This is a genomic window from Janthinobacterium pasteuri (assembly GCF_051380775.1).
Classification (GTDB): Bacteria; Pseudomonadota; Gammaproteobacteria; order Burkholderiales; family Burkholderiaceae_D; genus Janthinobacterium.
On the sequence record NZ_JBNYXS010000020.1, the window covers coordinates 74,318 to 94,250 of the forward strand.

General features: G+C 62.1%; 22 protein-coding genes. 5 read left to right on the forward strand and 17 right to left on the reverse strand.

Annotated features, from left to right (window positions below; all coding sequences use genetic code 11):
* The first annotated feature begins 13 nt into the window (after positions 1-13).
* Entirely contained in the window at positions 14-1,489 is a 1,476-nt protein-coding gene (gatB, locus tag ACQ4WN_RS19315) for an Asp-tRNA(Asn)/Glu-tRNA(Gln) amidotransferase subunit GatB (RefSeq protein WP_436553012.1), read from the forward strand.
* A gap of 119 nt (positions 1,490-1,608) precedes the next feature.
* Positions 1,609-2,646, forward strand: a complete 1,038-nt coding sequence (locus tag ACQ4WN_RS19320) for an oxidoreductase (RefSeq protein WP_436552978.1) — start codon at positions 1,609-1,611, stop codon at positions 2,644-2,646.
* A 21-nt stretch (positions 2,647-2,667) separates the two neighbouring features.
* Here ACQ4WN_RS19320 and ACQ4WN_RS19325 read toward each other — a convergent pair whose 3' ends face one another.
* The 4 genes from ACQ4WN_RS19325 to ACQ4WN_RS19340 form a co-directional block, all read right to left on the reverse strand.
* Positions 2,668-3,132, reverse strand: a complete 465-nt coding sequence (locus ACQ4WN_RS19325) for a carboxypeptidase regulatory-like domain-containing protein (RefSeq protein ID WP_436552979.1) — start codon at positions 3,130-3,132, stop codon at positions 2,668-2,670.
* Between the two features lie 65 nt (positions 3,133-3,197).
* Positions 3,198-3,389 (reverse strand): YqaE/Pmp3 family membrane protein, encoded by a 192-nt coding sequence (locus ACQ4WN_RS19330; RefSeq protein ID WP_436552980.1) that lies wholly within the window; start codon positions 3,387-3,389, stop codon positions 3,198-3,200.
* Between the two features lie 95 nt (positions 3,390-3,484).
* Positions 3,485-4,360 carry an alpha/beta fold hydrolase gene (locus ACQ4WN_RS19335; RefSeq protein WP_436552981.1) on the reverse strand — a complete coding sequence of 292 codons (876 nt, stop codon included), beginning with the start codon at positions 4,358-4,360 and terminating at the stop codon, positions 3,485-3,487.
* Positions 4,361-4,381: 21 nt separating this feature from the next.
* Positions 4,382-5,275 (reverse strand): LysR family transcriptional regulator, encoded by an 894-nt coding sequence (locus ACQ4WN_RS19340; protein ID WP_436552982.1) that lies wholly within the window; start codon positions 5,273-5,275, stop codon positions 4,382-4,384.
* A 125-nt stretch (positions 5,276-5,400) separates the two neighbouring features.
* Between ACQ4WN_RS19340 and ACQ4WN_RS19345 the strand changes: the two genes are divergently transcribed.
* On the forward strand, positions 5,401-6,144 hold the full coding sequence (locus tag ACQ4WN_RS19345; RefSeq protein ID WP_436552983.1) for a sulfite exporter TauE/SafE family protein: 744 nt from the start codon (positions 5,401-5,403) through the stop codon (positions 6,142-6,144).
* Positions 6,144-6,386: a GNAT family N-acetyltransferase gene (locus ACQ4WN_RS19350; RefSeq protein WP_436552984.1), complete on the forward strand. Its 243-nt coding sequence runs from the start codon at positions 6,144-6,146 to the stop codon at positions 6,384-6,386. The genes ACQ4WN_RS19345 and ACQ4WN_RS19350 overlap by 1 nt, the downstream gene beginning before the upstream one ends.
* Here the strand turns inward: ACQ4WN_RS19350 and pyrE are convergent.
* Positions 6,383-7,045, reverse strand: a complete 663-nt coding sequence (gene pyrE / locus ACQ4WN_RS19355; RefSeq protein WP_010393161.1) for an orotate phosphoribosyltransferase — start codon at positions 7,043-7,045, stop codon at positions 6,383-6,385. The genes ACQ4WN_RS19350 and pyrE overlap by 4 nt on opposite strands.
* Before the next feature lie 108 nt (positions 7,046-7,153).
* Here pyrE and ACQ4WN_RS19360 point away from each other — a divergent pair, with 108 nt between their 5' ends.
* Entirely contained in the window at positions 7,154-7,930 is a 777-nt protein-coding gene (locus ACQ4WN_RS19360; protein ID WP_436552985.1) for an exodeoxyribonuclease III, read from the forward strand.
* Between the two features lie 6 nt (positions 7,931-7,936).
* On the opposite strand, the gene ACQ4WN_RS19365 is transcribed toward ACQ4WN_RS19360, so the two are convergent.
* The 12 genes from ACQ4WN_RS19365 to ACQ4WN_RS19420 form a co-directional block, all read right to left on the reverse strand.
* Positions 7,937-8,836 carry a pseudouridine synthase gene (locus ACQ4WN_RS19365; protein WP_436552986.1) on the reverse strand — a complete coding sequence of 300 codons (900 nt, stop codon included), beginning with the start codon at positions 8,834-8,836 and terminating at the stop codon, positions 7,937-7,939.
* A 1-nt stretch (position 8,837) separates the two neighbouring features.
* A complete protein-coding gene (locus tag ACQ4WN_RS19370) occupies positions 8,838-9,740 on the reverse strand; it encodes a M48 family metallopeptidase (protein ID WP_436552987.1) in 903 nt (300 codons plus the stop codon).
* Complete coding sequence (locus tag ACQ4WN_RS19375; RefSeq protein ID WP_436552988.1) at positions 9,721-10,980, reverse strand: AmpG family muropeptide MFS transporter; 1,260 nt, start codon at positions 10,978-10,980, stop codon at positions 9,721-9,723. The genes ACQ4WN_RS19370 and ACQ4WN_RS19375 overlap by 20 nt, the downstream gene beginning before the upstream one ends.
* Entirely contained in the window at positions 10,980-11,591 is a 612-nt protein-coding gene (metW, locus tag ACQ4WN_RS19380; RefSeq protein ID WP_070222822.1) for a methionine biosynthesis protein MetW, read from the reverse strand. The genes ACQ4WN_RS19375 and metW overlap by 1 nt, the downstream gene beginning before the upstream one ends.
* Positions 11,588-12,787 carry a homoserine O-succinyltransferase MetX gene (gene metX / locus ACQ4WN_RS19385; protein WP_436552989.1) on the reverse strand — a complete coding sequence of 400 codons (1,200 nt, stop codon included), beginning with the start codon at positions 12,785-12,787 and terminating at the stop codon, positions 11,588-11,590. The genes metW and metX overlap by 4 nt, the downstream gene beginning before the upstream one ends.
* Positions 12,788-12,921: 134 nt before the next feature.
* On the reverse strand, positions 12,922-14,664 hold the full coding sequence (gene ptsP, locus ACQ4WN_RS19390; protein ID WP_436552990.1) for a phosphoenolpyruvate--protein phosphotransferase: 1,743 nt from the start codon (positions 14,662-14,664) through the stop codon (positions 12,922-12,924).
* A gap of 44 nt (positions 14,665-14,708) precedes the next feature.
* The gene (locus tag ACQ4WN_RS19395; RefSeq protein ID WP_099380004.1) at positions 14,709-14,978 is read right to left on the reverse strand and encodes an HPr family phosphocarrier protein; all 270 of its coding nucleotides are present in this window, start codon (positions 14,976-14,978) and stop codon (positions 14,709-14,711) included.
* A gap of 92 nt (positions 14,979-15,070) precedes the next feature.
* Positions 15,071-15,475: a PTS sugar transporter subunit IIA gene (locus tag ACQ4WN_RS19400; protein WP_436520126.1), complete on the reverse strand. Its 405-nt coding sequence runs from the start codon at positions 15,473-15,475 to the stop codon at positions 15,071-15,073.
* A 2-nt stretch (positions 15,476-15,477) separates the two neighbouring features.
* Positions 15,478-16,446, reverse strand: a complete 969-nt coding sequence (gene gshB, locus ACQ4WN_RS19405; RefSeq protein ID WP_436552991.1) for a glutathione synthase — start codon at positions 16,444-16,446, stop codon at positions 15,478-15,480.
* A 97-nt stretch (positions 16,447-16,543) separates the two neighbouring features.
* Positions 16,544-17,842, reverse strand: a complete 1,299-nt coding sequence (gene gshA / locus ACQ4WN_RS19410) for a glutamate--cysteine ligase (protein ID WP_436552992.1) — start codon at positions 17,840-17,842, stop codon at positions 16,544-16,546.
* A 204-nt stretch (positions 17,843-18,046) separates the two neighbouring features.
* A complete protein-coding gene (locus ACQ4WN_RS19415) occupies positions 18,047-19,582 on the reverse strand; it encodes an ammonium transporter (protein WP_436552993.1) in 1,536 nt (511 codons plus the stop codon).
* Between the two features lie 11 nt (positions 19,583-19,593).
* Positions 19,594-19,932: a P-II family nitrogen regulator gene (locus ACQ4WN_RS19420; protein ID WP_010393464.1), complete on the reverse strand. Its 339-nt coding sequence runs from the start codon at positions 19,930-19,932 to the stop codon at positions 19,594-19,596.
* Between the last annotated feature and the right edge of the window lies 1 nt (position 19,933).

Genomic DNA, 19,933 nt, shown 5'->3' on the forward strand with positions numbered 1-19,933 from the left:
GGCGCCACCAAAAATAAGCGAGAACACTATGCAATGGGAAGTCGTCATCGGTCTTGAGAACCACGTGCAGCTCACGACCGAATCCAAAATTTTCAGCGGTTCGCCGATCAAGTACGGCGCCGACGCCAACACGCAGGCCAGCCCCGTCGACCTGGCGCTACCAGGCGTGCTGCCCGTCATGAACAAGCAAGCCGTCGACCGCGCGATCCGCTTCGGCCTGGCCGTGGGCGCCACCGTCGCGCCGCACTCGGTCTTCGCGCGCAAGAACTATTTTTATCCGGACTCACCCAAGGGCTACCAGATCAGCCAGTTCGAAGACCCTGTCGTCATCGGCGGCGCGCTGACCTTCGGCTACGAAAAAGATGGCGAATTCGTCACCAAGACGGTCAACCTGACGCGCGCCCACCTGGAAGAAGACGCCGGTAAATCGCTGCACGAAGACTACGCAGGCATGAGCGGCATCGACTTGAACCGCGCCGGCACGCCGCTGCTGGAAATCGTCTCGGAACCGGAAATCCGCAGCGCCGCCGAAGCCGTGGCCTACGCCAAGGCCCTGCACTCGCTGGTCATGTGGCTGGGTGTTTGCGACGGCAACATGCAGGAAGGCTCGTTCCGCTGCGACGTCAACGTCTCCGTGCGCCCCGTGGGCCAGAAGGAATTCGGCACCCGCTGCGAAATCAAGAACCTGAACTCCTTCCGCTTCATCGAAGAAGCCGTGCACGTCGAAGTGCGCCGCCAGATCGAACTGATCGAAGACGGCGGCAAGGTGGTGCAGGCGACGCGTTTGTACGATCCGGACCGCAAGGAAACGCGCGAAATGCGCAGCAAGGAAGACGCGCAGGATTACCGCTACTTCCCGGATCCTGACTTGCCGCCGCTGGTCATCTCGCAAGCGTGGATCGATACCGTCAAGGCCTCGATGCCGGAACTGCCGGCCGCCATGCGCGCGCGCTTCATCAGCGAATACGCGCTGCCTGAATATGACGCGCTGGTGCTGACGCAATCGAAAGCCATGGCCACCTATTTCGTCGCCGTGGTCGACAAGGCCGGCAAGGAAAATGCCAAGGCCGCCGCCAACTGGCTGATGGGCGACGTAGCGTCGACCCTGAACCGCGAAGGCGTGGACCTGGACGAAGCACCCGTTTCCGCCGCGCAGCTGGCCGCCATGCTCAAGCGCATCGCCGACGGCACCATTTCGAACAAGGCGGCGAAAGAAGTTTTCGTCGGCATGTGGGAAGCGAAGTCCAGCGACGAGAACCTGGTCGACACCATCATCGATGCCAAGGATCTGCGACAAATCTCTGACGCTGGCGCTTTGGAAGCCATCGTCGACGCAGTGCTGGCGGCCAACGCCAAGTCGGTGGAGCAGTACCGCGCCGGCAAGGAAGCGGCCATCAACGCGCTGATAGGCCAGTCCATGAAAGCCTCCAAGGGCAAGGCTGACCCGGCCCAGCTGACGGAACTGCTGAAGGCCAAGCTGGCGGGATAAGCTCCCCGCTTGCCAGGAAGGGATGCTGCGGCATCCCTTTTTTTATGCGCCGCATTGGTGCTGGCGCCGCACGCTTGCAGGTATGATCATGGATTCTTCCACGCACCTGTGAACCCGCCATGAACAAGATCAAAACCGGCCTGGTCGGCTACGGCTTTGCCGGCTCCACCTTCCACGCTCCCGTGCTGTCCGCCATCGGGGCCCTGGAACTGACGGCCGTCGCCTCCAGCAAGCCGGACCTCGTGCACAAGGACTGGCCGAACGCCACCGTGTATGCGGAAGCGGCGCAACTGTTTGCCGATGCCGCGATCGAACTGGTCGTCATCGCCGCGCCCAATGAAGCGCATTTCAGCCTGGCGCAAGCGGCCCTGCAAGCGGGCAAGCACGTGGTGGTCGACAAGCCCTTTACCATTTCCAGCGCCGAGGCACAGTCCCTGATCGCCCTGGCGCAAGAGCGCAAGCTGGTGCTCAGCGTGTATCACAACCGGCGCTGGGATGGCGACTTCCTGACCCTGAAAGCGCTGCTGGCGCAGGGTACGCTGGGGCGCATCGCCAGCGTCGAATCGCATTTCGACCGTTTCCGCCCCGAGATCCGCCAGCGCTGGCGCGAGTCCGGCGCACCCGGTGGCGGCTTGCTGTACGACCTGGGCCCGCACATGCTGGACCAGGCCATGCAGCTGTTCGGCCAGCCGGAAAAACTGTACGCCGATATCGCCCTGCAGCGCGATGGCGCGCAAGCGGTCGACTATATGCACATCGTTTTGTACTACGACCACTTGCGCGTGGTGCTGCAAGCCGGCTGCCTGGTGAAGGCGCCGACGGCGCGCTTCGCCGTGCATGGCGACAAGGGGAGTTTCGTGAAGTTTGGCCTCGACCCGCAAGAAGATGCCCTGAAGGCGGGCGGCAGGCCGGGACAGACCGGCTGGGGCGTGGACCCCGTGCGCGGCGCGCTGCACCTGGGTACCCAGCCGGACGGACATTTTGAACACTTAGAAATGCAGGCGGGCCGCTACCAGGACTTTTACCAGGGCATGGCCGACGCCATCCGCCACGGCGCACCGGCGCCCGTGGCAGCCGAAGATGCGGCAGCGACGATACGCCTGATCGAACTGGCGCTGCAAAGCGCCGCCGAAGGGCGCGTGCTCGCGGTCAGTTGATCGGGCTGCAGTCGCCGGGCATCAAGGCCGGCCCTGGTTCGTTCCCGCAGGCCAGACCAGCTCCACGCGCGCGGACGATCCCGCCTTGACCTGCACCTTGCGATCCAGAGTCTTGCCGGCCAGGGTAGCGCGCAGGCTGTAGCTGCCCGGCGGCAGTTTCGCCAGCAGGAACGGTCCGCTGGCCGTCGTTTCCAGCACCTGCGCGCCCTTGGCGTCGCGTATCTCCAGCTTCACGTCGGAGGCAAATTCCGCCTTGCCCGCCGCCTGCACGGAAAACACGAGACTCAATGGCCATTGCCGGCTGGCGCTCTGGATGGCCGTCGATTCGTCGAGGCCGATGCCGCCGCTCAGGTATTCCACCGCCCGGCTCTTTTGCACGGGCGGCAGTGCGCTGTCAGTCCGCGCCTGCGCCGCACTTCCCAGCAACAGCCCGGCGGCCAGCATTGCCGCCGCCAGGCCCAGGGTACCGCGTCTGTCTGATGCCATCTCACTCTCCTCATATCGATTGAATCAAGTTAGGAGGCGCAGCTTAAACAGGGCTTAGCCCCACATCAGCGGCGGCGAATGGCCTCGGCGATCTTCTGGTCCGTCTTGTACTGGCTCAGCGCATACACGGCCCAGATCGTGGCTGGCAGCCAGCCGATCACGGTAATCTGCAGGATCAGGCAAATGATGCCGGCAATGGGGCGGCTGATCGTGAAAAAGGTCAGCCACGGGAGTAACAGGGCAATCAGCAAGCGCATCGTTCGTTCCTTGAGTATTCCCCTGTGCCGCGGGGACCGGGCCGGCATGTGCCAGCGGTAAAATCCATTTATCCGATTATAACGATACCTGCGCCTCACGCCGGCACGGCTGGGAGCAGCTTTTCCATCCAGGCCAGGATGGCGGCAAAGATCACGTCGCGGTTCACTTCATTGAAATTCTCGTGGTAATTGGCCGGATAGTAGTGATAGTCGAGCAAGCCCTCGGGCACGCTGCGCAGCATGCTTTCCGTGGCGCGGCTGTCGGCCAGCTTGTCGTCGCCCGCTACCACGGCGAACAGGGGGAAGCGCCATTCCGACAAGCCGCCCGCCAGTTCCTTTTGCGCCGACGTGAGCGCATGGGCGAAGCGCACCGACGCTGCACTGGCGCGGATGCCGTCACGCTCATCCTGGAAATGGCGCGCGGTGATAGCCTGGTCGTGCGTCAGCAACATGGTCAGGTTGCCCAGCGGCACCTTCATCGTGGGGAAGCGCTGCGCCAGCCAGCCGGACAACATCTGCAGCACCTTCGGCACGGGAATCGCATTCACGTAATACGGCGATGAAATAATAAATCCCTTGATGGCCGGGTCGTCCGCAAAACGCCGCAGCCCCAAATGCGTGGCGATCAAACCGCCCATGGAATGGCCCATGACGAAAATCGGCAAGCCCGGATACGCCTGCTTGACCCAGACGAGGAACCGTTCCTCGTCGTCGAGGAAGGCCTCGAATGAAGGAATATCGACCTTGCGCTTGCCATCGTGGCCCACCATGTCGAAGCTGACGGTAGCGAAACCGTGCTGGCGAAAGGTCAGCGCCGGCGTGACATAGTCACCCGCATGCGCCATGCCGCCGTGGATCGCCAGGATCACGGCGCGGGGGCGTTGGGGCTGTGGCGGCTGCCAGATGTGGATCGGGCGTTCGACCTGGTCGCTGCACAGCAGGCTGGCCATCTTGTCTTCTGAAAAACGCATCGCTGCTCCTGTCGTGCCCTGTCACGCTTTCAGATGATCGATCAACTGGCGCGCGTACAGGGGTAATTCACTGAACTGGCGTACGCAGATCGTCAGATTGCGTACCGACCAGGGATCGGATAATTCCAGGCAGCGCAGCGCCATCGTCTGCTGGCTGCGGCTGGCCGCCGCCAGCGGCACCACGCTGATGCCCACGCCGCTGGCGACCATGCGGCACACGGCATCGAAACTGCGCAGACGCACGCGCACCTTCAATGGACGACCCAGGCGCGCCGCGTGCATGCCCAGGTACTGCTGCATTGCGCTGTCATCGGCCAGGCCGATGAAATCGTGATCGAGGACGCTGGCAAAGTCAACGACGCCATCCTGGCCGAGCGCGCGGTGATGCATGCCGTCGGCTGCCGCGATGACGACTAAACGGTCGGGGCGGAACAAAAACGTCTGCAAGCCGCGCATGTCGACCGAGTCGGAGACGATGCCCATGTCGGCCAGCCCCTCCGACACGGCTTTGACGATATCGTAACTGAGGCGCTCTTCCAGGTCGATGGTCAGGTTCGGATGGCGGTCGAGAAAAGCACCAAGTGCCTCGGGCAAAAATTCGCTGAGCGCCGCCGTATTGCACAGCAGCCGCAACTGCCCTTTCAAGCCCCGTGCAAATTCACCTAACTCGCCGCGCATTTTCTCCATTTGCAGCAGCACCAGCCGCGCATGATGCAGCAAAGTCTGGCCCACGGGGGTCGGTTCCACGCCGCGCCGGCCGCGCAGCAGCAAGGGCATGCCCAGCATCTCTTCCATGCCCCGCACGCGCGCACTGCTGGACGCCAGCGCCAGGTGGCTGCGCGCGGCGCCCGCCGTCAGGCTGCCCGCTTCCACCACGTTGACAAACAGCTGCAAATCGACCAGATCAAAGCGCATGGCGGCTCTCCTTTTCGCCATCTTATCAGCCTTCGTATTTTACTAAGGCAGACTCAACATAATCCACCTTGGCGAAAGGCGCAGGCAAGCGCAGAATTCACGCAAAATCACTTTGGAATAAAAAGATGGAGACGTCATTTCTGCTGGCCGTGGGCGCCAGTTTTCTCGTCGCTGGCTTCGTCAAGGGCGTAGTCGGACTGGGATTGCCGACGGTGGCCATGGGCACGCTCAGTCTCCTGATGCCGCCCGTGCAGGCAGCAGCCCTGCTGATCGTGCCGTCGATGGTGACGAATGTCTGGCAGCTGGCGGCCGGCCCGGGCCTGCGCGCCCTGCTGCGCCGTTTGTGGCCCATGCTGGCCGCCGTCATCGCGGGCACCCTGGCGGGCGGCGCCCTGCTGCCACAGGACAGCGGTATTTGGGCTGTCGTCGCGCTGGGCGTGGCGCTGATGCTGTATGCGCTGGCGGGATTGTTCTCGCTGCAGCTGCGGGTGCCGGCGCGGCACGAAGCCTGGCTGGGACCCATGGCAGGCGCCATGACGGGATTGGTGACTGCCGCCACGGGCGTCTTCGTGATCCCAGCCGTGCCGTATCTGCAGGGACTGGGGCTGGCCCGCGATGCGCTGGTGCAGGCGCTGGGCCTGGCGTTCACGGCATCGACCGTGGCGCTGGCGGCCAGCCTGGCCCTGCACGGCGACTTCACCCTGGGCGCGGCGAGCGCTTCCGCGTATGCGCTGCTGCCAGCGCTGGTCGGCATGCTGGCCGGCCAATGGCTGCGTGGGCGCATCGCGCAGCCAGTGTTCAAGCGATGCTTTTTTGTCGGGCTGTTCGCCCTGGGCCTGCATGCGGCGGTCAAACCATGGCTGGCGTGATGCAGATAGACTGGCAAGGGGACAGCGCGCTGTGCGCGTGGGTCGATGGCCAGCAAGTGGCCATGCTCGATATCAGCAGGCACGCCGATGAAATCAAGGTGAACATGCTGTTCGTGAAACCGCCGTTCCGGCGGCGCGGCATCGGCGGCGCGCTGTTGCGGCGGCTGTTGCAATGCCACCCATCGGCCAGCGCTACCTGCAGCGACCCGCGGCTGCGGGCGCTGCTGGAGAGGACTCCTTAAATTCCATACCGATTACGGTACGCGGAAACAGCCTCTTTATATTTCAGCAGTTCCGGATCGGCGCCCGCGCCATTCAGGTAGCCGAACAAGTCGTCCAGGTTGCCGATCGAAATGACGGGAATGCCGTACTGTTTCGATACTTCCTGCACCGCAGAACTTGGCGACAGCTGGCCGTCCGGGCCCGAACGCTCCATGCGGTCCAGGGCGATCAGCACGGCGCATGGCTCGGCGCCGGCGGCACGGATCATGTCCACCGATTCGCGTACCGAGGTACCGGCCGAGATCACATCGTCAATGATGACAACCTTGCCATGCAGCTTGGCACCGACGATGGTGCCGCCTTCGCCATGGTCCTTGGCTTCCTTGCGGTTGAAGGCGAACGAAGTGTTGCGGCCCTTGCCGGCCAGCGCCACGGCGGTGGCCGATGCCAGAGTGATGCCCTTGTAGGCGGGGCCGAACAGCATGTCGAATTCCACGCCCGAGTCGAGCAGGGTCTGCGCGTAGAACTGCGCCAACTCGGCCAGGGTGGCGCCGTCATGGAACAGGCCCGCATTGAAGAAGTACGGCGACTGGCGTCCGGCCTTGGTGGTGAACTCGCCAAACCGCAAGACTCCCTTGGATACTGAAAACGCGATAAACTGCTGGCGTAAATTATTCACATTAGCCTCATTTTTTAAAAGTGCCTGTATTTTAATCCGCGCGCACCGGCGAGACAATCGCCATGCCGCGCCCGCCGGCCCCGTCCAGCGCCCTTTCACTCTCAACCTATGCCAAAAATTATCTCCGCCAACTTGAACGGCATCCGTTCCGCCGCCAAAAAAGGCTTTTTCAACTGGATGGGCACGCAGACGGCCGATTTCATCTGCGTGCAGGAATTGAAGGCGCAACTGCCCGACATGACGCCGGAATTCCTCAATCCCCACGGCTATCATGGACATTTCCACTATGCCGAGAAAAAGGGTTATTCGGGCACCGGCGTGTATAGCAAGGTCGAACCGGATGCCGTGCATATCGGCTTCGGCAGCCCGGAGTTCGACGCCGAAGGCCGCTACGTGCGCTGTGATTTTGGCAAGCTGTCCATCATTTCCGTGTACTGCCCTTCCGGCTCGTCCGGCCCTGAGCGCCAGGAAGCCAAGTTCCGCTTCATGGACGTGTTCCTGCCACACTTGCTGGAATTGAAAGCGCTGGGACGCGAAGTGGTCATCTGTGGCGACTGGAATATCGCCCACCATGAAATCGACCTGAAGAACTGGAAGGGCAACAAGAAGAACTCCGGCTTCCTGCCGGAAGAGCGCGCGTGGCTGACGCGCGTCTTCGATGAACTAGGCTACGTCGACGTTCACCGCGGCCTGGACCAGCGCGAAGACCAGTACACGTGGTGGAGCAACCGGGGCCAGGCCTATGCGAAGAACGTCGGCTGGCGCATCGACTACCACGTCGCCACGCCAGGCATCGCGGGCCAGGCGCACACGGTCAGCGTCTACAAGGACGAGCGTTTTTCCGACCACGCACCGTTGATTATCGATTACACCGTCAAGGCGTAAGCACCGCTACAGGCTGCGCCGGCTTTCGAAGTGGCGCGGCTCGCCCGTGAGCGGGTCCGTGAAGTCGATCGCGCGCGCCAGCAGCTGCAAAGGCTGCGACATGTCGTCTTCCTTGCACGGCTGGGCCAGCGGGTAAAACGCGTCGTTGACGATGGGGATGCCGAGTGCAGCCAGGTGCACGCGCAGCTGGTGCTTGCGGCCCGTGTGCGGCTGCAGGCGGTACAGGCACACGTCACCACGCCGCTCGATCACGTCGATGACGGTTTCCGAGTTCGGCTCGCCCGCTTCCTCGCGCATGAGGAAGAACTGCTCGCCCTCGACCATGCGGCTGCGATAGGTGAACGGAAAATCGCGGCCATCGAGGTGCGGCGCCAGCGCCTCATACGTCTTGCGCACTTCGCGGCGCTGGAACAGCGACTGGTAGGCGCCACGGCTGGCTATCTGGCGCGAAAAAATCACCACGCCGGCCGTCTCGCGGTCGAGGCGGTGAATGGGCGTCAGGTCGGTGCAGGCCAGGTTTTTCTTCAGGCGCGTCAGCAAGGTCTCCTGCACGAAGCGCCCGGCCGGCGTCATGGGCAGGAAATGCGGCTTGTCGACCACCACCAGGTGTTCGTCCTGGAACAGGATCTCTTCCTGGAACGGGATCGGCGTTTCGCGCTCCAGCTCGCGGTAGTAAAAAATGCGCATGCCGCGCCGGTATGCGCTGTCGGGCGCCAGCACGGCGCCGTCGCCATTGACCACGTCACCGCGCGCCATGCGGTCCTGCCATTGCGCGGCGCTGATCTGCGGATAGCGATCAAGCAGAAACGACAGCATGTCGGGCCATTGCCCTTCCGGCAGCCAGAGGTAGCTGGGCGCCACCCCGTCGCGCATGGGCAAGGGTGAGGCAGCGTGGCGGCTGGACATCCTAGCGTTGCGCGATAGCGTTACTGCGGTAGGGCGGCAAGGCATCGACACTAACGCCCTTGCTGCGCGCGTACAGGGGCAGTACTTGCGCCATATGGCTGTTCATCTGCGAGATGCGGTCCTTGCCCGACGGGTGGGTCGAGAGGAATTCGGGCGGCGCGCCCGCGCTTACGGCCGCCATCTTCTGCCATAGCACCACGCCGGCGCGCGGATCGAAACCTGCACGCGCGGCCAGGTCCATGCCGATCAGGTCCGCCTCGCGCTCATCGTCGCGCGAGAACTTCAGCATCACGCCCTTGGCCGCCATATTCGTGGCGGTGCTGGTCAGATTCGGGTCGACGCCGAGCCAGGCCGACAGGCCGGCGCCGGCCAGCTTGGCGCCGACGGCGGCCAGGTTGCCCTTGCCGGCCTGCGCCTGCGCGTGTTCGCGCAAGGCGTGCGAAATTTCATGTCCCATGACGACGGCCACTTCATCGTCGGTCAAATTCAGCTTTGTGATAATGCCGCTGTAAAAAGCGATCTGCCCGCCCGGCATGCAAAAGGCGTTGACCTCGTCCGAGTTGAGCAGGTTGACCTGCCAGTTCCAGTTGGCCGCCGCCTCGTTCCAGCGCGTGGCGAACGGGATGATGCGCTGGGCGATGGCGCGCAGACGTTTCACTTGCGGGTCGCTGTCGGGCACCAGCGCATTTTTTTCCTTCGCTTCGTTAACCAACTGCGCATATTGCTGCTTCGATTGTGCGTTGAAATCGGCGCCGCCGGCAAAGATGCGCGAGGTCGACAGAGGACGCACCTTGATGCCATCCTGTACCGTCGCCTGCTGGGCGAAAACGGACAGGGGCGCCAGCGCGGTGGCCGCGCACAGGCTGGCCAGGACGGTATAACGTTTAAGGGATATTGGTGCCATTGGCAGACCTCCATGGAGCAATTTTAGGCAACATCATCATGGCCGGAAAGGCCAGGAAGAAGCAAACGATGAAAAACGAGAACCAGCCCAGTTCGGCGACCAGAAAGCCCACCGAGGCATTGATCAGGGTGCGTGGCACGGCGCTCAAACTGGAAAACAGCGCATACTGCGTGGCCGTGTAGCGCGGATCCGTGGTGCGCGACAGGAACGCGACAAAGGCGGCCGCGCCCAGCCCCAGGCTGGCAAATGCTTCAAAACCGATCACGGCGCTGAGCAGCATGGTATTCGCGCCCACCTGCGCCAGCCAGGCAAAGCCCAGGATGGCAATGGCCTGCAGCGCGCCAAACACCCACAGCCCCCGGTTGATGCCCAGCTTGAGCATCCACACGCCGCCCACCACGCCACCGGCCAGGCTGGCCCAGAAACCCGTGGTGTTGGCGGCCAGGCCGATCTGCGTCATGCTGAAACCCAGGTCCAGATAGAACTTCGTCGCCAGCGCGGTGGCCATGCTGTCGCCGATTTTGTAGAGTAATACGAAGGCGAGGATCCACATTGCGTTACGCCAACCATCGCGCGCGATGAATTCCTGGAACGGCAAGATGATCGCTTCGCGCATGGTCTTCGGCGGCGAGCCGTAGACGGTGGGTTCCTTGATCAGCAAGGTACAGACGAGGCCTGGCAACATGAAAGCGGCCGTGATCCAGAAGACGGGCTGCCACGGCATGCGGTCGGCCAGGATCAGCGACAGCGCGCCCGGCACCATGCCAGCCACTTTATACGCGTTGACGATGACGGCGGCGCCCAGGCCCTGCTCGTTATCGGAAAGGATTTCGCGTCGGTAGGCGTCGATGACGATGTCCTGGCTGGCCGAGAGAAAGGCCACGCCGCCCGCAGCGGCGGCGATCAGGCCGACCTGCGTGAGCGGATCGAGCATGCCCATGCCGCCGATGGAAAAGAACAGCGCCACCTGCGTAAGTGCCATCCAGCCGCGCCGGCGACCCAGTCCCAGGATGCGGTAGCGGTCCATCAGGGGCGCCCACAGGAATTTCCAGATGTACGGGAACTGCACCAGGGCGAACAGCCCCAGCGCTTTTACGTTCAGGCCCGACTTGGCCAGCCATGCCTGCAGCAGGTACAGCAGGATGAACAGGGGCAGGCCGGAACTGAAGCCTAGCACCAGTACGGCCAGCATGCGGCCACTGACGTAGGAACGCCAGCCAGGCGCCGGGCTTTTGGTCATCAATGCACCGCTTTTTTGCGCAGACGGAAGACGGCCAGGTCGCCGCGCAGGTTCGGCAGCACGGAGACCATCTTGCCTTCGGCCAGGGCCACGCATTCGATCACTTCCAGGCCGCATTCTTCGGCCAGTTCACGGAAGTCATTGATGGTAGCGCAGCGTACGTTGGGCGTGTCATACCACTGGTAAGGCAGCGATTTCGACACGGGCATGCGCCCTTTCAGCAATGCCACGCGGTGCGGCCAGTAGGCGAAATTGGGAAACGAGACGATAGCCTCGGCGCCCACGCGCACGATGTCGCGCAGCAGCGGCTCGACCTGCTTCATCATCTGCAGCGACGACAGGCACAGCACCGTGTCGAAGCTGTTGTCGCCAAAAATGGCCAGGCCTTTTTCCATGTCCTGCTGGATCACATTGACGCCGCGCAGGGTGCTGGCCAGCACCTTGTCGTCGGCGATCTCGATGCCATAGCCGCTGCACTCCTTGTCGCTTTGCAGATACTGCAGCATCACGCCTTCGCCGCAGCCCACGTCCAGCACATGCGCGTTGTTCGGCACCCAGTGGGCGATGAAGGCCAGGTCAGGGCGCAACGCGCTCAATTCGTCAAAAGTCATGCTGTCTCCTTGGCGCCCTGGCGGACGGCGGTGTTCTTGGTTGCTGCGGGCGCGCCTACGTTGATGTCATTCCATACCTGGCCATAATAGGCCCGCACCATATTCATGTAGCGCGGGTCTTCCAGCAAAAAGGCGTCGTGGCCGTGCGGCGCGTCGATTTCCGCATAGGTCACCTGGCGGCGGTTGCACACCAGCGCCTCGACGATTTCGCGGCTGCGTTCGGGCGAGAAGCGCCAGTCGGTGGAAAACGAGGCGAGGAAAAACTTGGCCTTGGTACCCGACAGGGCCGTGGCCAGGTCGCCGCCATGCGCGCGCGCCGGATCGAAATAATCGAGCGCCTTGGTAATCAGCAGATAGGTGTTGGCGTCGAAGTATTCTGAGAACTTGTCGCCCTGGTAGCGCAAATACGATTCGATCTCGAAATCGATGCCGAAGCCGAATTTGTAATCGCCCGTCTGCGCCGCATCGCGCAGCTTGCGGCCGAATTTTTCGGCCATGTCGTCATTTGACAGATACGTGATGTGGCCGACCATGCGCGCCACGCGCAAGCCGTTCTTCGGCACCACGCCGTGCGCATAAAAGTCGCCGCCATGGTAATCGGGGTCGGACAGGATGGCCTGGCGCGCCACGTCATTGAAGGCGATATTTTGCGCCGACAGCTTGGCCGTCGAGGCGATCACCACACAGTGGCGCAGCCGCTCGGGGAACATGATGCTCCACGCCAGCGCCTGCATGCCGCCCAAAGATCCCCCCATCACGGCGGCGAACTGGCTGATGCCCAGCTCATCGGCCAGGCGAGCCTGCGCGCTGACCCAGTCTTCCACCGTCACGACGGGGAAAGAGGCGCCATACGGCTTGCCGGTGGCGGGATTGGTGTGCATGGGGCCCGTCGAACCGAAGCAGGAACCCAGGTTGTTGACGCCGATGACAAAGAATTTGTTCGTATCGAGCGGCTTGCCCGGCCCCACCATATTGTCCCACCAGCCCGTGCTCTTCGGCTCGTCGGCATACACGCCGGCCACGTGGTGCGAGGCATTCAGGGCGTGGCAAACCAGCACCGCGTTCGATTTGTCGGCGTTCAGGGTGCCGTAGGTTTCATACATCAACATATAGTCCCGCAGCGATGCTCCGCTTTGCAGCTGCAGGGGTTGCGCAAAATACATGGTTTGCGGCGAAACGATTCCAATGGATGACATGTGTGTCGGTTTATAAAAGGGGGTGGCCCCACGGGCCATGGTCGATGCAGCACCGCGATGATAGGTGCTGCAACTTTAACACCAGGAAACATCTTGCCGCGCGCGATGTCTCCTGGTGCTGATATAGCGACAGTTTACATGAGCTGCAACTGTTGTACGGCTTCCGCGATCACATTTGGTTCCATCGAACGCATAATTTTGCGCATTTGTGGTGCGATCAGGCCCAGATCGCTGTTGAGGATCTCTTGCTTGACCGCCAACAGCTGGGCCGGATGCATGGAAAACTCGCGCAGCCCCATACCCAGCAGCAAGCGCGTGAGCTTCACGTCGCCCGCCATCTCGCCGCAGACGGCCACGTCGATGCCCGCCTTGTGGCCGGCGGCAATCGTCATGGAGATCAACTGCAGTACGGCCGGGTGCAGCGGATTGTACAAATGCGCCACTTCGTAATCGACGCGGTCGATGGCCAGGGTGTACTGGATCAAATCATTCGTGCCGATCGACAGGAAATCCATGCGCTTGACGAACATGGGCAGGGCCAGCGCGGCGGCCGGTATCTCGATCATGGCGCCCACTTCGACGGCGTCGTCGAACTTGACGCCCTCATCGCGCAGGCTGGCCTTCGCCTGGGCGATCATGGCCAGCGACTGGTCGATCTCGAAGGCATGCGCCAACATGGGGATCAGGATGCGCACCTTGCCGAAGGCCGAGGCGCGCAGAATCGCCCGCAGCTGCGTCAGGAACAGCTGTGGCTCGGCCAGGCAGTAACGGATGGCGCGCAGGCCCAGGGCAGGATTCAAGGCCGTATGGTCGGACTGGTCAAGCGGCTTGTCGGCGCCGATGTCGAGCGTGCGGATGGTCACCACGCGCCCTTTCATCGACTGCACCGTATTGCGGTAAGCCTCGAACTGTTCGTCTTCGGTAGGAATCTTGTGGGCGCGGCCCATGAACAAAAATTCGGAGCGGAACAGGCCCACGCCGCTTGCGCCCGATTCCAGCGCAAACGCGCAATCTTCGGGCAGTTCGATATTCGCCAGCAGGGTAACGGGCGTGCCGCATTTGGTGACGGCCGGCGTCTTTTTCAGCTTGCCCAGCTTCTTGCGTGCGCGCTGCATGGCCACCTGGCGCTCGCGGTACTGCTCCAGCACCAGCGCGCTGGGGTTGGCGATGACCACGCCGGCGTCGCCGTCGATGATCAGCCAGTCGTCCTGCTCGATCAGCATCGACGCCTGCGACATGCCAACGGCGGCCGGGATATCCAGGCTACGCGCGACGATGGCCGTGTGCGAGTTCTGTCCGCCCACGTCGGTAATGAAGCCGATGAAGGAGCGGTCGCGGAACTGCAGCATGTCGGCCGGCGAAATATCGTGGGCGACAACGATCATCTGCGCCAGCAATTCATCTTCGGCGGCCGCCTTGGGCAGCAGCTGTTCGGTGCCCAGCAAGACCTTCAGCACGCGTTCGGCCACTTGCTGGATATCGGCCTTGCGCTCGCGCAAATACGGGTCTTCGATTTCGTCGAACTGCGCCGACAATTCATCGATTTGCGTCAGCAGCGCCCATTCGGCGTTGTAATGGCGCGAACGGATGATGTCGAGTGGCGCTTCGGCGATCAGCGGGTCCGACAGGATCAGCGCATGCACGTCGATGAACGCACCCAGCTCGGTGGGCGCATCTTTCGGCAGCTCGTTCCACAGGGTTTGCAGCTCCTTGTGGACGGCAGCGATGGCGTTTTGCAAACGCTGGACTTCGGCTTCGATCTGTTCCTGGGCGACCAGGTAATGTTTGACGTCAAGGGCGGCCGGCGCCAGCAGATGCGCGCGGCCAATGGCGATGCCGCGGGAGACCGGGATGCCGTGGAGCGTGAAAGATGCCATGGGGTGACCTGTCGGAATGCGGCTGCGGCTGCGTTCGGCGGGCATTACTCGCCTTCGCCAAACCTGTCATTAATCAGGGCGGTGAGCGCATCGACACATGCCAGCTCATCATCGCCCTCAGCTTCCAGGGTCACTTTCGCGCCCTTGCCGGCGGCCAGCATCATGACGCCCATGATGGACTTGGCGTTAATGCGGCGCGCGTTGCGGGTCAGCCAGACGTCGCTCTTGAACTTGGCGGCGAGCTGGGTAAATTTGGCGGAGGCGCGTGCGTGCAGTCCCAGCTTGTTGATGATTTCGAGTTCTCTTTGAATCATTTTTGTATGGTCTCTATCCCTGAATGCACTACGCTGATGACAATCTTGGCCTATAAAACCCGCCGCCTTCAGGGCGGCGGCCATGCACTTCCTTATTCGCCCACACGGATGCGGTTATCGACGCGCACGGCGCCGCTTTGCGCACCGGCCAGCGCCATCTCCACCACCACGTCGAGCGTGTCGCGGCGATACGTGATGGCGCGCAGCAGCATCGGCAGGCTGATGCCGGCGATGACTTCCACCCGGCCCGCATCGGCCAGCTTGTTGCAGCAGTTCGACGGCGTGCCGCCCTTCACATCGGTAATCACCAGCACGCCGGAACCGTCGTCGAGGCGGCAGATGGCGTCCGACGCCAGCTTTTGCACTTCCGCCAGGTCCTGGTCGGCGACGACGTCGATGGCTTCAAAACGTTCCGTTGGCCCGCGAAACACATGCGTGCAGGCGGCGATGAAGGCCTGTCCCAGCGGTGCGTGTGTCATGAGCAAAATCCCTACCATGTTCATTTCACCTTCTGGCGCTGCTGCGCTTGTGCAACGCCATGTTCGACGGCGTCGACAAACATGGCCGCCACGTCAAACCCCGTCTGCTGCATGATTTCCTGGAAGCAGGTCGGGCTGGTGACATTGACTTCCGTCAGATAGTCGCCGATCACATCCAATCCTACCAGCATCAGGCCACGCGCGGCCAGGATGGGGCCCAGTTTTTCAGCGATTTCCAGGTCGCGCGCCGTCAATGGCTGCGCCACGCCCGTGCCGCCAGCGGCCAGGTTGCCGCGTACTTCGCCCGCCTGCGGGATGCGCGCCAGCGAAAACGGCACCGGCTTGCCGCCGATGACGAGGATGCGCTTGTCGCCCTTGACGATGTCGGCAATGAAGCGCTGCGCCATGATGGTTTGCGCGCCGTTCTCGCTCAAGGTCTCGATGATGGCGCCCAGGTTCAGGCCATCGGCCTTGACGCGGAAGATGCCCGTGCCACCCATGCCGTCGAGCGGCTTGAAGATGACATCCTGGTGCTTGGCATGGAAGGCGCGCAGGCGCGCTTCATTCGACGTCACCAGGGTTGGCGAGGTGAATTCGGAAAACTGGGCGATAGCCAGCTTTTCATTGTTGTCGCGGATGGCGGACGGTTTGTTGAAGACGTGCGCGCCCTGCTTTTCCGCCAGCTCCAGCAAATACGTGCCGTACACGTATTCCATGTCGAACGGCGGGTCCTTGCGCTCGATGATGGCGTCCAGAGCCGACAGGCGCACTTCCTCGCGCGAGACAACCTTGTACCAGTCGTGCTCGTCGCCCGTCAGCTCGATATGCTGTACCAGTGCCGTGACGATGCCCTCTTCCAGCGCCATGTCCTTCTGTTCGAAGGCGTACACGGCATGGCCGCGTTTGGCCGCCTCGCGCATCATGGCGAAAGTGGAATCTTTGTAAGTCTTGAAGCCTGCCAGCGGGTCGGCAAGGAATGCAATTTTCATGGTGCGTCCAATCGGGGAGCCTGGATAAGGAATGCTTGATTCTAGCCGAGATCGCCAGGCGCGGTAGTCACCGCGCCCGGCAAGCTGCATGGATGGATCAATACACCTCGGGATTCGGGTCCGTGCGCTCCATTTCCAGCGATGCAGCCAGCAAGGCCAGGCGCGCCACCACGCCATACACATAGAAGCGGTTCGGCGCGGCCGTGCCCGGCTTGGCCTTCAAGTCCGGCACGGCATGCTGCTGGGCAAACGCCAGCGGCACGTACTGCGAGCCGGGCGCGTTCAGGTTCTGATCCACGCCACGCTCAGCGTGCACGCGATAGAAGCCGCCCACCACATAGCGGTCGATCATGTAGACGACAGGTTCAGCCACGGCATCCTTGATGCTTTCAAAGGTCGGCACGCCTTCCTGGATGATGACGTCGGTGACGACCTTGCCATCCTTGACGATGGACATTTTGTCGCGCTGCTTGCGCGACAAGTCGCGCACTTCGCTGGCGTCGCGCACCGTCATGATGCCCGTGCCATACGTGCCCGCATCGGGCTTGACGATGACGAAGGGCTTTTCCTTGATGCCGTATTCCTTGTATTTCTTGCGGATCTTGGCCAGCAGCACGTCGATGCTGGCGGCCAGCGCATCTTCGCCCTCGCCTTCCTGGAAGTTCACGTCGCTGCACTTGGCGTGGAACGGATTGAGCATCCACGGATCGACATCGATCATCTTGCCGAATTTTTTCACCACTTCATCGTAAGCCGTGTAGTGGTTACTCTTTCGGCGCAGGGCCCAGCCCGCGTGCAAAGGCGGCAGCAGGCTTTGCTCGTGAATGTTTTGCAAGATATCGGGGATGCCATCCGACAAGTCGTTGTTCAGCAAGATCGTGCACGGATCGAAATCCTTCAAGCCCAGGCGGCGGCCGTTATTCAAGCGCACGAGCGGCTCGATGACGAGCATGTTGCCATCTGGCAACGCCAGCGGTGTCGGCTGGGTGATCTCGGGCGACCATGAGCCCAGGCGCACATGCAGCCCCGTCTGGCGGAAGATCTGCATCAGGCGCGCCACGTTTTGCAAGTATTGCGGCGTGGTGTTGTGCAATTCCGGCACCATCAGCAGGTTGCGGGCGTCCGGGCAATACTTGTCGATGGCAGCCATGGCCGCCTGCACGGACAAGGGCAGCATTTCCGTGGCCAGGTTATGAAAACCGCCAGGGAACAGATTGGTATCGACGGGCGCCAGCTTGTAGCCCGCATTGCGCAAATCTACCGAGCAATAGAAGGGCGGCGTGTGCTCTTGCCACTCCATGCGAAACCAGCGCTCAATGGCCGGCGTCGCGGCCAGAATCTTTTTTTCGAGGTCGAGCAGCGGTCCGGTCAGGGCCGTGACGAGATGGGGAACCATAGTTACATCCTTAAATTATGTGCAGTATTCAAAAAAGCACACAGAACTGCCGACTATATTACCGTGTAAGTAGCCCAAATCGGGGCAAAAGCCTTGTTTTAAAGACCTTTTCCATTCCCACAACGAAAAAAAGGCACCTCAAAGAGGCGCCTTTGCAAGCCTGGCATGCCGCGCCGGGGCGCTGACATGCCAGATCATGATCATTTAGCCATGATATGCCTGCTCGCCATGGCTGGTGATATCGAGGCCTTCGCGCTCTTCTTCTTCCGGTACGCGCAGGCCAATGACGATGTCGACCAGCTTATAGGCGATGACGGAGACCACGGCCGACCAGATGATGGTGGTGCCGACCGCTTGCGCCTGCACCCACACCTGGTGTCCGATCGAATACGGGTCAGCCGACATCTTGTTGGTGACATAGTCGAAGATGCCTTGACCGCCCAGTTGTGGTGCAGCAAACACACCGGTCAGCAAGGCACCCAGGATGCCGCCCACGCCATGCACGCCGAACACGTCGAGCGAATCGTCGGCGCCGATCAGGCGTTTCAGGCCATTCACGCCCCACAGGCAGATGACACCGGCCAGCAAGCCGATGACCAGGCCCCCCATCGGGCCGACAAAACCGGCCGCCGGGGTGATCGCCACCAGGCCGGCAACGGCGCCCGATGCGCCACCGAGCATGGATGGTTTGCCTTTGCTGATCCACTCGCCAAACACCCACGACAGGGTGGCGGCGGCAGTTGCCAGCAGCGTGTTGACAAAGGCCAGGGCCGCCACGTCACCCGCTTCCAGCGAGGAGCCGGCATTGAAACCGAACCAGCCCACCCACAACAGGGACGCGCCGATCATGGTCATCGTCAGCGAGTGCGGCGCCATCGATTCACGGCCGTAGCCGACGCGCTTGCCGATCATGATCGCGCCCACCAGGCCGGCGACTGCGGCATTGATGTGCACCACGGTGCCGCCGGCGAAGTCCAGCGCGCCTTTTTGCCAGATCCAGCCAGCCTTCAGGGCTTCGCTGGCCGAGGTAGCGGCATTCGTGATCAGGTCAGGACCGGTCCAGAACCACACCATGTGGGCGGCCGGCAAGTAGGCAAACGTGAACCACAGCACGACGAAGGCAAGCACGGCGGCAAACTTCGCGCGCTCGGCAAAGGCACCGACGATCAGTGCGCACGTGATGGCGGCAAACGTGCCCTGGAAAGCCACGAAAACGAACTCGGGAATGACGACGCCCTTGCTGAAGGTGGCGGCGGCGGCAAACGTCCCCTTGGCCGGATCCCAGATGCCGTTCAGGAACAGGCGGTCGAAGCCACCGAAGAAGGCGGTTTTTTCCGTGAAGGCGATCGAGTAGCCATAAATACACCACAGCACGATCACCAGCGCGAACACCATGAACACTTGCATCAGCACCGACAGCATGTTCTTCGAGCGCACCAGACCGCCGTAGAACAAGGCCAGGCCCGGGATGGTCATCAAAATTACCAGCAAGGTGCTGATCATCATGAAGCTGGTATCACCCTTGTTGGCGACGGGTGCGGCGGCTGGCGCGGCAGCTGCCGGTGCCGGAGCGGCAGCCGCGGGTGCTGCGTCAGGAACCGGCGTCACGGCGGGGGCGGCGACGGCAGTAGTCGCGACCGCTTCCGCCTTGGCGGGGGCATCGGCAAAGCTCGGCGTGGCGACGCCAAACGCACACAGACAGGCTATCCCAGCGAGCAATTTTGTTATATTTTTACGCATCAATATTCCCCTTAGAGCGCTTCGTTGCCGGTTTCACCGGTACGGATGCGGATGACTTGTTCCAGGTTGTAGACGAAGATCTTGCCATCGCCGATTTTACCGGTACGCGCTGCACCTTCGATCGCTTCGATGGCCTGGTCGACAATGGCGTCATCGACGGCCGCTTCAATCTTGGTTTTTGGCAAGAAATCGACGACATACTCAGCGCCACGATAGAGTTCCGTGTGACCTTTCTGGCGACCGAACCCTTTGACTTCGGTGACGGTAATGCCTTGCACATTGATAGCCGACAAGGCTTCGCGCACTTCGTCCAGTTTGAACGGTTTAATGATTGCTGTAATCATTTTCATG